We start from the raw sequence: 12,544 nt of genomic DNA, 5'->3' as shown, positions 1-12,544 counted from the left end.
TACTCATCATTGAACATCACTGAGGGAGAGAAACTATATGATGGAATTACCCTTTGAGCTGTTTGGTTTTACCCGATTTATTGAAAATGAACCGGCGATGATGGCGTTTGTTGCCTCGTTTGGCGTACTGATAGCCGCTTTTATTATTGCGTTATTTATTCGCCTTCCTTTATTGAAGACTTTCTTCGGCATTATTGCCGGAGGTCTGGCACTGGCGCTGTTTCCCGGATTTATTGTCTGTATGATTTTTGCTTTTTCCGGCATTGCCGGTATGCATATCTTCTTTTCCTGGGTCGTGATTGTTATCGCCTGTACGGTATTTGTGATGTTTAATCACCAGAGATTGGTCAGTCTGATGGGTGATATAACACCGCTAAAAGAGAATGACGTTAAAAAGGCCACGCCAAAAAAGAAGAAGAAGTCGCGGTAATTCTCTCCAATTCCATCTGGTTGATTTTAAAACTTGAAATACCGTTTCAATTCGTCCAGCATGTGCGGCTAACGTATTAATATTAGCGTCTTATTTTATCGTCAAACAGGAACGCCGCCGTGCAGGACAAAAGCGTATTCTTTACCCAAAAACACGTAGTTTACCTGACGGCTGCTTTTTGCTGCCTGCTTTGGGGCAGCGCCTATCCGGCGATCAAAATGGGCTATGCCCTGTTGAATATTACCGCTGATGATATCCCTTCACAGATCCTGTTTGCCGGTTATCGCTTTACTCTGGCTGGTCTGGTGTTATTGGCTCTGGCGGCTATTACGGGCAAACCCATTGCCCGTATGAATCGAATTCAGTTTGGGCAGTTAACCCTGCTGGGGCTCACGCAAACCACTATCCAATATATCTTTTTCTATGTTGGCCTCTCAGCGGTATCCGGGGCTAATGGATCAATAATTAACGCTACAGGCACTTTTTTTAGCGTCATCATGGCGCACTTTATCTATAAGAATGACCGTATTTCGATGAATAAACTGTTGGGCTGCCTGTTTGGGTTCGCTGGCGTACTGATAGTAAACTTCAACGGCAGCCTGATGAATTTTCACTTTACCCTCAGAGGGGAAGGGCTGGTGATGCTGGCGGCTTTTGTTTTGTCCGCCACCAGTATTTATGGCAAACGAATTTCCCAAACTATGGAGCCCGGTGTGATGACCGGTTACCAGCTAACCATTGGTGGCGTGGTTCTGACCGCTGTTGGCTTCCTGTGTGGTGGTCGCCTGACCGGCTTTGATTTAACTTCTGTTCTGCTATTGGCCTATATGGTGCTGCTTTCCTCTATGGCCTTCTCACTCTGGAGCATTCTGCTGAAATATAACCGTGTGGGAATGGTCGTTCCGTTTAACTTCCTGATCCCGGTATCCGGCACTGCACTATCGGCACTGCTACTGAAAGAGAATATTTTCCAATGGAAATATGCGGTGGCGTTGGTACTGGTTTGTACCGGTATTTATCTGGTTAATCGGGTGAAGAAAATCACCTGAGGCACTAAACCGATTTCTTCTGCCAGTCGGTTTCTAATTCACGTACAATGCTCCCATTGCGGTTCAGTTAACTGAACCTGACATTTCACCTTCTGCAATGGTAGCTGACACCACTATGACGCCATCTAAAAAGCCGTTTCCGACGCAAAAATCAGAATTGCACCCGCGTAATCTGCATCGCCAACGCTATGACTTCCCTGCGCTGATAGCTAGCTGCCCCGAACTTGCCCCTTTTGTATCACCCAATAAATATGGCGACCTTTCAGTCAATTTTTCCGATCCGGCTGCGGTAAAAATGTTGAATAAAGCGCTGTTGAAGCACTTTTACCGTATAGAACAGTGGGATATTCCGGCCGGTTATCTTTGTCCGCCGATTCCCGGTCGGGCTGACTACATTCACTATCTGGCAGATATTCTGGCACAAAACAATAGCGGGCAGGTTCCACGCGGTAATGCAGTACATGCGCTGGATATTGGCGTGGGTGCTAACGCCATCTATCCGATTATTGGTCATATCAGTTATGGCTGGAAGTTTGTGGGTACGGATATCGACCCGGTATCGGTTAGCAGCGCCAGACTTCTTGCAGAAGCCAACCGTAATCTGGCAAAAGCATTGGATATCCGCCTGCAAAAAGAAGCTGAGCGAATTTTCAATGGCATCATTAAACCCACTGACCGGTTTGATATTACCCTGTGTAATCCTCCGTTCCATGCTTCCGCCCAGGAAGCCGAAGCGGTTAACCTGAAAAAACAGCGTAATCTCGGCCATCTGAAAAATGATGATAAGCCAGTGCTCAATTTTGGCGGTAAAAACCATGAGCTTTGGTGTGAAGGGGGAGAGGAGCAGTTTGTGCGCCAAATGACACAGGAAAGCGCAACCTTTGCTCAACAGTGCCTGTGGTTTACCACGTTGGTATCGAAAAAAACCACGTTGCCCGTTCTGTATCACGCCCTGCGTTATGCAGGAGTCACTGAGATAAAAACGATTGATATGGCTCAGGGGCAGAAAGCCAGCCGTATTGTGGCATGGACTTTCTTATCTGATGAACAACGAGCGCAATGGGCTACAACCCACTGGCAAAGGGCCTGATGCGATAAAGACAGCTGTTGTTCAATTTGCAGCATCAGTCAATCAGTATATATTTTAATCTATCAGTGATTATCAATCCGGAGCGTACCATGTTAAAAGGCAGTTGCCTGTGCGGCACAGTAACCTATCAATTAGATGAACCTATTGACCAGCTGTTTTTCTGTCACTGCTCTAAGTGTCGTAAAGCAACCGGAACGGCATTTAATTCCGCTGCGCTGATTCATTCTGACAAATTCACCCTGCTGACCGGCAGAGAGTGTCTAAAAAGCTTTTCGTCTACCCCGGGAGTTCATCGTATTTTCTGTGGTGAGTGTGGTTCTCCACTCTACAGCGCCAGAGATAATCAACCCGAAGCCTATCGCCTGCGCATAGGAACGCTGGATACCCCCATCAACCCAACAGAAAAAATGCATATCTTCACCGCGTCAAAAGCCGAGTGGGAAGATCTGTGTGATGATAATCCAAAGTTTGAAGAACGCCCTTAAGAGTAAAGTTCAGGGGCAATGCCCCTGAATCTATTTTTGTTCCATCGGTTATTATTACAAAATGCCAGTTTTGTTTTAAAACGTGATGTTCCCCAAATTTCTGCCCCTATTCTTACCATTTCTTTGCTGGTCAAAGTCTAAATAATCCTCTAATGTAAATTTATTGTTACAAAATCAGGCTATTTCATCACAGAGGAAACGTTATGTTGAGTATGTTAAGAAAAGGCAGTGTGCGATATCTGATCTTAGCTTTTCTGCTGTTTTGGCAGGGAACACTAGCGGCAAAAGTCGTCTCCTACGGTGTTGAAGAGGATATCTTCCACCCGGTTTATGCGAAAAACGGTATGGTTTCCTCCGTGAATAACACGGCAACGCAGGTAGGGGTCGAGGTACTTAAACAGGGTGGTAATGCCGTTGATGCGGCCGTTGCCATTGGATATACCCTTGCGGTTACCCACCCACAAGCCGGAAATATTGGCGGTGGTGGCTTTATGCTTATTCGTACTAAAGATGGCAAAACAACCGCTATCGATTTCCGGGAAATGGCGCCATCAAAAGCGACGCGGGATATGTTTCTGGATGAGAAAGGCAATGCTGACAGCAAAAAATCACTCACCAGCCATTTAGCCTCAGGCGTTCCTGGCACCGTTGCCGGTTTTGCTTTAGCCAATGAGAAATATGGCTCAATGCCGGTGGCTGAGTTGCTGAAACCGGCAATTAAGCTGGCAAAAGAGGGCGTTGTGGTCAACGATGCGCTGGCAGATGACTTAGAGGTTTACGGTCGGGAAGTTTTACTTGATAACCCTAATAGCCGCGCTATTTTCATTAAGCCAGATGGCACCCCGTGGAAAAAGGGCGAAACGCTGGTTCAGACCGATCTGGCAAACAGCCTGAGTTTAATTGCCGCTAACGGCCCTGCTGCTTTTTATCAGGGAAAGATTGCTGATGAAATAGCCGATGAGATGGCAAAGAATGGTGGCCTGATTACCAAACAAGATCTGGCGACGTATAAAGCCGTTGAGCGCACGCCAGTTTCCGGTACCTACAAAGGCTATGAGATCTACTCAATGCCAGCTCCATCTTCTGGCGGTATTCATATTATTCAGATTCTGAATATTCTGGAAAACTTTGATTTGAAATCCATGGGCCAAAACAGCGCTGATGCTATTCACGTCATGTCAGAAGCCATGAAGTATGCCTATGCCGACCGCTCAGAATATCTGGGGGATCCTGACTTCGTTAAAGTACCGGTTAGCGCGCTGACCAGTAAGAAATACGCTAAACAACTGGCGTCACAAATTCATCTGGATAAAGCTAACCCATCCAGCGCCATCAAACCGGGCAAGCTGGAGCCATATGAAAGCGACCAAACCACCCACTACTCGGTGGTTGACTCTCAGGGCAATGCCGTTGCGGTAACCTATACCCTGAATACTAACTTTGGTAGCGGTATTGTGGCAGGAAAAAGCGGCATTTTGTTAAACAACCAAATGGACGACTTTTCTGCCAAGCCCGGCGTTCCTAACGTATACGGTTTAATCGGCGGCGAAGCCAATGCGGTCCAGGCTGGTAAACGTCCGCTGTCGTCCATGTCACCCACTATTGTCACTCAGGACGGTAAAGTGGTTCTGGTCACCGGTAGCCCTGGCGGCAGCCGCATTATTACCACGGTATTACAGATTGTCCTCAATACTATCGAGTTCAATATGAATATCGCCGAAGCCACAAACGCACCACGAATTCACCATCAGTGGTTGCCGGAAGAGATCCGGGTTGAGAAAGGCATTGGTATCGACACCATTAAACTGTTAGAGAAGAAGGGTCATAAAGTCAGCGTCAAACCAACAATGGGCAGCACACAGAGTATTGTAGTGACACCGGAAGGACTGTTTGGGGCAGCGGATCCGAGATCGAAGGATGATTTAGCGGCGGGGTATTAAGTCATATTTTGGTTGGAAGCCCATCTGCTTTTGATTCTGGTGTTCGGCGGGCTAAGCCCGCCAATTGGCACTTTTACTATTGGCTGCGGTGGGTATTCCGGCTGGAAGATCGTTTGTACTTAAGCTATGTGTACGTCGGCCTTGCCGACGATTGGCTTTTGGATAGTTGGAACCTGAGGATATTCCGGCCGTAAAGACCAGTATGTTCATATTATCTCTGTGCTCGGCCGGAAGACCACCCATACATAAGTCCAGAGTATGTCGGGCCTAGGCTGCCTACGGGCTGTTATGAAACACCTTGCGGTGTTTCACCCTTCGGGCCAGCGCAAGCGCTGTTCAAACAGGCTTTGCCTGTTTGTCGTTGGCTTACGCCAAGTCGACCCCCACGGCACCCTCTCCCGACAATTAACAATGTTAACTGCCAGCCAGATGATTCGTTCAGACATTTATTTTTATATTTAGCCCTTTGCCCTTTGCCCTTTGCCCTTTGCCCTTTGCCCTTTGCCCTTTGCCCTTTGCCCTTTGCCCTTCAGGTTAAAGCATCCGAATGTTGCCTCAGCCAATAAAAAAGTAGCACGACCAACATGGATGTTGGTCGAGGCGCAGCGACGTCGGGAGCGGCTCTGCGCCGGTGCGTTGGCTTTTTTATTGGCTGAGGTTGCCGCCGCAACGCGGCGGTCAACAGTCGGCTGCGCAGGCGCGGGGAGTGCAGAGGGGCGTTCGCCCCAACGCCCCTTTGCTCGACGCAAGCTCCACTACCAAGATAAACACAGCACTTAAAGCGGCGAAACTTAAGCCGGACCAAACATTCAAACAACGACGTCGGGAGCGGCTCTGCGCCGGTGCGTTGGCTTTTTTATTGGCTGAGGTTGCCGCCGCAACGCGGCGGTCAACAGTCGGCTGCGCAGGTGCGGGGAGTGCAGAGGGGCGTTCACCCCAACGCCCCTTTGCTCGACGCAAACTCCACGGCCAAGACAAACACAACTCTTAAAGCGGCGAAACTTACACCAGACCAAACATTCAAAAGCGACCAACTTCCATCAATGTATATCCGGCCGATACTCAAACCCACTCTCCGCCTGCGCATCACTAAACGTCTTCAACTTTCTCTTCTTATTAAACAAGCTATTAATCAGAGAATTAGGAACCACTTCAATACCGTTATTAAAGTCTTCCACATTCTGATTAAAGATACGGATAGCGGCACCGATGTTTTCCTGCTGTTCCGAAATTTCAGCCATCACATTGTTATACAACGATGAAGCCTTCAGATCCGGGTAGTTTTCGGCTACTGCATACAAACCACTTAGCAGACTGCTGGTTTTAGTCCGGGTTTCTGACAGCGTCGTCAAATCCATATCTTCGGTATTCAAGCGATTCAGTGAAGTACGCAGTTCCGTAACCTTAGCCATAATGGATGATTCATATTGGCTGTATTGAGCCGCAATCTTCTCCAGATCGGGAATAATGTTGTTTTTTTGCCGTTCCTGAACCACCACATCAGCCCAGGCGCGGGCAACGGCGTTCATGCGGCTAACGATACCGTTATAAATCACGATACCAATAATAATCACCAGTACGATGATGCCTAAAGGGATCCATAGCTCTAACATTATGTGGTTTTCCTGAAGTTACTGTCTGAATAGACCATTAAAGTTTCTATATGCGCTAATGCTGTTTTCAGCTTTGGCAGTTCATTATGTTGTCTGATTAACTGAATAAAATCATCAGGCGCGTTAAAGTCGCTGCTTCTTGGCAACGTAATGACATCGCTGTCCCTGAAAGACATGCACAATTCAGCCTGCGGATTGAACTCAAAATTCAGTTCACTCAGTGTTCCGGCTATCTCCTCGCAGGCAAGTACCAAAGCAGGCTTAAGGAATTTAGCCGCGGTCATTTCACTATCGCCAACCACTCGATAGAGTTTATTAAACCGGTTAGAGGCTGGCTTATAGGTGGAGCCTGACAACCCGCTAACAGATTTACCAACCAGCGCCAGATTGTTGACGTAGTTAAAGGGTAAATAGATACCATAACGATCGTAATGATCGTAGGTAGTGCGAGTTCTGGGCCTTCCCTTGCTGTCCGTGGTTACCGTAGTACGCTTATCCACATAGTGGAAATGGTAAAAGTGATAGTCAAAGGCATGCTCTTTTCCCTGATAATGCCCCTGAAAAGTGCTTTAATCTCCTGGGAATAGTTGCCACGATTGAACTCATGAAACCGTGACATCAATTCGCTTGCCGCTTCTTCTGGTTCAACACTTACCTGTTGCAGGCCGTTATCAAACAGTAAATCCTGTTGAAACAGCTCATCTGCCAGATTGCTGATGGAACTGTTTTTACGCCAGCTCCAAACCATCATGGCGATCGCCGTTATTGCCAGCAACACCAGCAAAATAGTGGTGCCGCTGCTCAGATGACGATATTGATACCATTGAACACCGGCAATAATAAAACCGGCCAGCACGGCAACAATCGCCACCGCATAGCGTTTACCATGGTTAAATTTTAGCGGCCCACCAAAAGCTTTAACCAGCTCGATAGCTTCAATCAGCTGTTGTTGATCCTGCGCGATATTTACCTTCTCTTTCACAGAAGCTAAAAGCGCACTTAGTTTTTGATTGTGGTTTTTAGGTTCAACCATATTGGATGGTTACATCCTTGTCATATAGGCCAATATCCTGGCTATCATAACCTATTTTTCACCACGCCTTATCATCAACAACTAAATCCAATAGCGGCTACTTATATCATGATGCCTTGGCTAACAGCGCCATATAAACCGTGTCGCGAATGTCCTCAATAAACTCGCCAAATAATCCTTCCGGAGCCGTATTGGTCATCACCACGACGCTGAGATCCTGTTCAAAATCGATAAACCAGCTATGGCCGTATACGCCTCCCCAGCCAATCGTACCCGGTGATTGCGGAGAGTTAGCCAATAGCGGGTCTCTTAATACCTGCCAGCTGGAAGCAAAACCCCAACCCGGATTAAACTCCAAATCCCCGGCCCGATCGGTTAACAGCTGGTTTAGGGTTTGCTTACCAAACAGAGGATGACCTCCGGTTCGGAACACCTGTAATAGCCGTTCAACATCTTCAGCAGTGCCCTGCATACCTGCACCGCCAGAGAAAAACTCATCAGCCTTCAACGCTCTGCCGGGAGAGAAATGGATACCGCCAGCAATCCCGGCTTCAGGATCAACCAGCCATTCATCTGCTTCCATCTTTCTTGGTTCGGGTGAGCTATTAACATAAGGCACAGCAAGCCGTTCTGGTTGAGAAATGCTAAACCCGCTGTCGGTGATTCCCAGAGGTGCTGTAACCAGTTGATGGATAGCATCGGCCAGATTAGTCGCACATACCTGAGCAATCACTGCGCCTAAAACATCTGTTGCCACCGAATATTGCATTGAGGTTCCCGGCGGATACAGCAACGGTGCACTAGCTATGCGCCGGAGATTCTCCTCCAGCGTCAATCCGGAAATATCCAGTCCATCTGAAACCCCTAACTGGTGATAGGGGCCATCCGGCTGTTCAGAAAAACCATAATTTAATCCGGCAGAGTGAGAGAGCAGATGGGCAATAGTAATATTGGGCTGGCTACCGTCCGGTAGAGATGGCATAAAATCAGGCAACCATTTAGTAATAGAGTCATCCAGCCCGATTAGCCCCTGTTCCAACAGTACGCCCGCCGCTGCCGTTACAAAAGGTTTAGTGACAGATGACAAGCGAAACGGCGTATCCAACATCATCGGGATCTGGTTTTCCCGATCAGCATATCCGGCAGCTCGTTGATATAACCGTTTTCCACATTGCGAAACTAATACCCCTGTACCAACAATAGTTGGCGTCAGGCCCGCTTCTGGTTGAATGGCTTCCTCAATAACTCGGTCTAAAGAACGCTGCATAGTCCTATCCTCGCTGGTAGGGCGTTAAGCCGGGTAATTCATCCCGGAACATAATTCTATTTTAGGTTACTCACTGCGGCTCTGCAGAAGTTGCTCTACAATCCGCTGCGCATAAATTGCTTGTTCTCCAGAGGTTTCTGGTTGAGTCTGATTGCTCACCGCTTCAACAAAATGGCGAATCGCCCCGTCAAAGCCGCGCTGTTCGAGTGTGGTCAGCCAGCCGGGTGTCGGTAATTCAACGATTCCCTGCGCACTTTCACTCTGCCAGCGGCGCATATCATCAACCTGAAAAATAGCCCCTGAGGTGACCGCCTGTATGCTTTCTCGCTGACTGCCTGCCTGTCGGTGCATACTGGTGGTAACAATCGTATTGCCACAGCGAAAATGATGCTCAGCATACAGCATCTGTTTTTGCTGATTATTCAACAGCTGTTCGCTCATTAGTTTAGCCCCCTGACCAGCCAGCCAAAGAGCGGTATCTACAACATGCAGGTAATCATCCAGCATGGTAAAGCGCACATCGTTTGGCCCTACGCTATTGGTACGATGCTTATCCATACGCAAAGAAGAAGCCTGAGCCATGTTCTGTTTAAGCTGCTGATACAACGGAGCAAAGTGTCGATTAAATCCCACCATCAACATTTTTCGCTGCTGGTGAGCCAGTTCAATTAACTGCTCCGATTGTTCCAGCGTTTCCGCCAGCGGCTTATCCACATAGACATGAACTCCCAGCTTTAGTAATTCACTAACAACCTGAAAGTGGCTGGCGGTACTGCTGTGAACAAAAACCGCATCGCAATGGTGAGTCAGTTCAGACAGGCTGGAAAAGCAAGGAATACGGTAGCTATCGCAAATCACTCTGGCCTTTTGCTGATTTGGCGAAAAAGCCCCAGTCAGAGCCCAATTTTCAGCCCGACTCAGGATCGGTAAATAGGCTTTTTGAGCAATACCCCCCAACCCGGCAATACCAATGCGTAATTGAGACATCATCTCTCCAGAGAATAAAAAGTTTCTGATATGATTTAGTTTATACGAAGCAGGTAAGGTTCCCTCATCAATTCCTGTCGTCACATTGATTATAAAAAGATTCCGCCATTTAAAATGATAGAAAAATCACTACATTCTTCCGAAACCAAAGAACAGCACCTGATAAAGATAGCGGAACAGACTGACGAACCGGCCTGTATGCTGGTACTTACCGACTTCTATCTGACAGAACAGCCACAACCACAGCAACTTTGGTACTGGCTGAATAAACTCTTGGCGAGGGATTACCTGCCAGCTTATCTGGTACAGGCGCAGCTGTATTTATCAGGTAACACCGTTGAACAAGATCTGAATAAAGCCGCCACAATATTTGAACAATTAGTGGAGCGTTACAGCCAAAGTGAAAATATTGAGACTAACCTTCATCAGTTAGCATTCTGTCACCTCTCACTGGCGCGGATATCCCATAGCCGGCGCCATACCGCCCCGATGTTAATGCACTACTTCTATGCTCTACAGTTTGACAGCGTAGAAGCTGCGGAAGATCTGGCCGACATGTTCTCTCCGGATAGGGCGAAAAACTCACAACAGACAGAATACCTGGCGATACTACAGTGCGTTTTCTTAACGCTGAGCGCTGTATTTTTACAGCAACAGAGCGATGACAGTAATGATGAACCGCAGCAGCAGACACTGTTGCAACATTATGCCGAACGAAAAAATCAGATACAGGAAAACATCCATCGTTATCAACTAACCGCCTCTCAGCGAGACGACATTCGTCAGCGAGTCAGGTTATGGAATGAGGGAGAACATCAGTATTTGATGGAAGAAGTCGTCAGCTATATTAATAACTGACGACTTCGATTAGTGTGAAATGCTATCAGCTCGCGATTTTAACCGCATCCGGAACTCTTTCAGATAAGCTCGAATATTTGTGCGCCAGGTAACAATATAGTAGCCCAAATCTTTCTGGGTATTTTGAATACCCAGCCGCTTCTCTAAATCGATGCGATCTTCTGCCCGACGAATAAAGTTGCAGTTCTTCCCTGATAAATCAATAATTCTTAGCCCTTGGTCGGTAACAAAAAAATTACCACCATTGGTATCACCCGAAATCATATCGTGCTGATGTAGCTCATCTATTAATTGTTTTGCATCCTGCTTAAGCTCATCAGTAATCTCTGGCATGTTCCACAGTTCAGTTCCCTCAATATACTCAACCAGCATGATATAGGTGCTGACATAATTGAAGGTTTTTTTCGTTGCCAGCAAATAGAAATCATTTGGCGCGTTCAAGCCGCGTTTACGAACCCTATTTATTTGGCGAATTAACTGAACGTAGTAATTACGTTTGAAAATAGACTTTATAACGCGTTCTAATTTTTTTTGTTTAGGAACAAATATTTTAAGTACAAATTTTCCCCAGTCGGTGTCAATTAACCAAACCTTAGTTTTATAATTACTCCTCATCACCTTAATAATAGATATCTTTCCATGCATAAAATCATCAAAAACAGATAAATACCTATCATCAGGTTGTCTGGAGTGCACATGATAGCCATGCAGGCGACGTGATACGATCATGCCGTTTCTCCAAAATTTCACATCCTGAAAAACGAATATACGATTACCATACGCCACTAACAACTCTTTAAGCACAAATAGCTTATTTATTAGCTCAATTATTTATATTTAATTTAAATAATAAATAAAGGTTATTATAATCGTGTTTTTAGAGTATTAAATTAATTATAAAAATAAAAACAAATATAATAACTAATTAATAAATATATTAGAGGACTATATATTAGCAATGCAGGTAAATATTTGGGGACAATTATCCCCAAAGATTAATAATGGCAGGAATGGTTAGCTGTTAAATTTAACGCCATCATAAGCGGTCTCTTCAGCATTGATTTTTAGCATCGACATCCGTTGGTAGCCCATCGCTTTGGCACACAACACATCAGGAAACAGTGCAATACCAATATTATAGAGATTGACGGCATCATTAAAGAATTCGCGGCGATGAGCAATTTTATCCTCAACTTCACTAACCGATTTTTGCAACTCAATAAAGGTTTCACCAGAAATAAGTGTTGGATAATTTTCTGAAATGGCAATCACCGATTTTAAAGCTGTTTCCATCTGATTGGCCGCATCCACCTTATCTTTTATTGAACCTGCATTCAGATAAGCCGCTCTGGCTTCACTTAAGCTGGTAAAGGTCTCTTGCTCATGGGACATGGCTTTAGAGACCACCTGAATCAAGGCGGGGATTTGGTCTGCACGCTGCTTTAAAATCACATCAATATTGGCAAAAGACGCATCAATATTATTACGCAGCGCCACTAAACGGTTATAAATACTTATTGCCCAGCCACCCAGCGCCAGTACAACAAAAATGATAACCACAATCGTAATCAGTAATTCCATCTCGATCTGCTCCCTGGTCTGTTAATTTAGTGGCTGAAATACAAGTTGCTCATTATATGATGACAAAGTCTGATTTGTTCAGTTGAGTACAGACAGTTTACCGACCGCTATCGGTGCCGATATAAGCACAGTGTTTTTACGGTCGGAATATTCGCAGGCGCTGATTTATTAAAGTTTGTCATCCATCTCCGCTACTCAGTATAACAACCCA

The 12,544-nt window shown here is 46.1% G+C and carries 13 protein-coding genes; 6 read left to right on the top strand and 7 right to left on the bottom strand.

Annotated features, from left to right (window positions below):
• The first annotated feature begins 37 nt into the window (after positions 1-37).
• The 5 genes from EKN56_RS20695 (at position 38) to ggt (ending at position 4,994) form a co-directional block, all read left to right on the top strand.
• The gene (locus EKN56_RS20695; RefSeq protein ID WP_130593521.1) at positions 38-430 is read left to right on the top strand and encodes a hypothetical protein; all 393 of its coding nucleotides are present in this window, start codon (positions 38-40) and stop codon (positions 428-430) included.
• Positions 431-549: 119 nt separating this feature from the next.
• Positions 550-1,479, top strand: coding sequence for a DMT family transporter (locus tag EKN56_RS20690; RefSeq protein ID WP_130593520.1), 930 nt, complete (start codon positions 550-552; stop codon positions 1,477-1,479).
• A 115-nt stretch (positions 1,480-1,594) separates the two neighbouring features.
• Entirely contained in the window at positions 1,595-2,569 is a 975-nt protein-coding gene (rlmF, locus tag EKN56_RS20685) for a 23S rRNA (adenine(1618)-N(6))-methyltransferase RlmF (protein ID WP_130593519.1), read from the top strand.
• A gap of 89 nt (positions 2,570-2,658) precedes the next feature.
• Positions 2,659-3,054: a GFA family protein gene (locus tag EKN56_RS20680; protein WP_130593518.1), complete on the top strand. Its 396-nt coding sequence runs from the start codon at positions 2,659-2,661 to the stop codon at positions 3,052-3,054.
• Between the two features lie 212 nt (positions 3,055-3,266).
• On the top strand, positions 3,267-4,994 hold the full coding sequence (ggt, locus tag EKN56_RS20675) for a gamma-glutamyltransferase (RefSeq protein ID WP_130593799.1): 1,728 nt from the start codon (positions 3,267-3,269) through the stop codon (positions 4,992-4,994).
• 1,040 nt (positions 4,995-6,034) lie between these two features.
• Here ggt and EKN56_RS20665 read toward each other — a convergent pair.
• From EKN56_RS20665 to EKN56_RS20645, 5 genes are all read right to left on the bottom strand, one after another.
• Positions 6,035-6,607, bottom strand: coding sequence for a LemA family protein (locus EKN56_RS20665; RefSeq protein ID WP_130593516.1), 573 nt, complete (start codon positions 6,605-6,607; stop codon positions 6,035-6,037).
• Complete coding sequence (locus EKN56_RS20660; protein ID WP_130593515.1) at positions 6,607-7,107, bottom strand: hypothetical protein; 501 nt, start codon at positions 7,105-7,107, stop codon at positions 6,607-6,609. Before EKN56_RS20660 ends, EKN56_RS20665 begins: the two co-directional genes overlap by 1 nt.
• On the bottom strand, positions 7,086-7,640 hold the full coding sequence (locus EKN56_RS20655) for a hypothetical protein (protein ID WP_130593514.1): 555 nt from the start codon (positions 7,638-7,640) through the stop codon (positions 7,086-7,088). Before EKN56_RS20655 ends, EKN56_RS20660 begins: the two co-directional genes overlap by 22 nt.
• A 106-nt stretch (positions 7,641-7,746) precedes the next feature.
• Positions 7,747-8,907: a serine hydrolase domain-containing protein gene (locus EKN56_RS20650; RefSeq protein WP_130593513.1), complete on the bottom strand. Its 1,161-nt coding sequence runs from the start codon at positions 8,905-8,907 to the stop codon at positions 7,747-7,749.
• A 66-nt stretch (positions 8,908-8,973) separates the two neighbouring features.
• Positions 8,974-9,894: a Gfo/Idh/MocA family protein gene (locus EKN56_RS20645; RefSeq protein ID WP_130593798.1), complete on the bottom strand. Its 921-nt coding sequence runs from the start codon at positions 9,892-9,894 to the stop codon at positions 8,974-8,976.
• Positions 9,895-10,008: 114 nt separating this feature from the next.
• Here EKN56_RS20645 and EKN56_RS20640 point away from each other — a divergent pair, with 114 nt between their 5' ends.
• On the top strand, positions 10,009-10,752 hold the full coding sequence (locus EKN56_RS20640; protein ID WP_130593512.1) for a hypothetical protein: 744 nt from the start codon (positions 10,009-10,011) through the stop codon (positions 10,750-10,752).
• A 9-nt stretch (positions 10,753-10,761) separates the two neighbouring features.
• Here the strand turns inward: EKN56_RS20640 and rfaY are convergent, their stop codons facing one another.
• Together rfaY and EKN56_RS20630 are read right to left on the bottom strand one after the other, a co-directional pair.
• Positions 10,762-11,538 (bottom strand): lipopolysaccharide core heptose(II) kinase RfaY, encoded by a 777-nt coding sequence (gene rfaY, locus EKN56_RS20635; protein WP_246019912.1) that lies wholly within the window; start codon positions 11,536-11,538, stop codon positions 10,762-10,764.
• Between the two features lie 228 nt (positions 11,539-11,766).
• The gene (locus EKN56_RS20630; protein WP_168189695.1) at positions 11,767-12,333 is read right to left on the bottom strand and encodes a LemA family protein; all 567 of its coding nucleotides are present in this window, start codon (positions 12,331-12,333) and stop codon (positions 11,767-11,769) included.
• Positions 12,334-12,544 lie beyond the last annotated feature (211 nt).

This window comes from Limnobaculum zhutongyuii, from assembly GCF_004295645.1.
In the GTDB taxonomy this organism is placed as follows: Bacteria; Pseudomonadota; Gammaproteobacteria; order Enterobacterales; family Enterobacteriaceae; genus Limnobaculum; species Limnobaculum zhutongyuii.
Note: the sequence above shows the minus strand (reverse complement) of the source record. Positions and strands in the feature narration are given on the sequence as shown.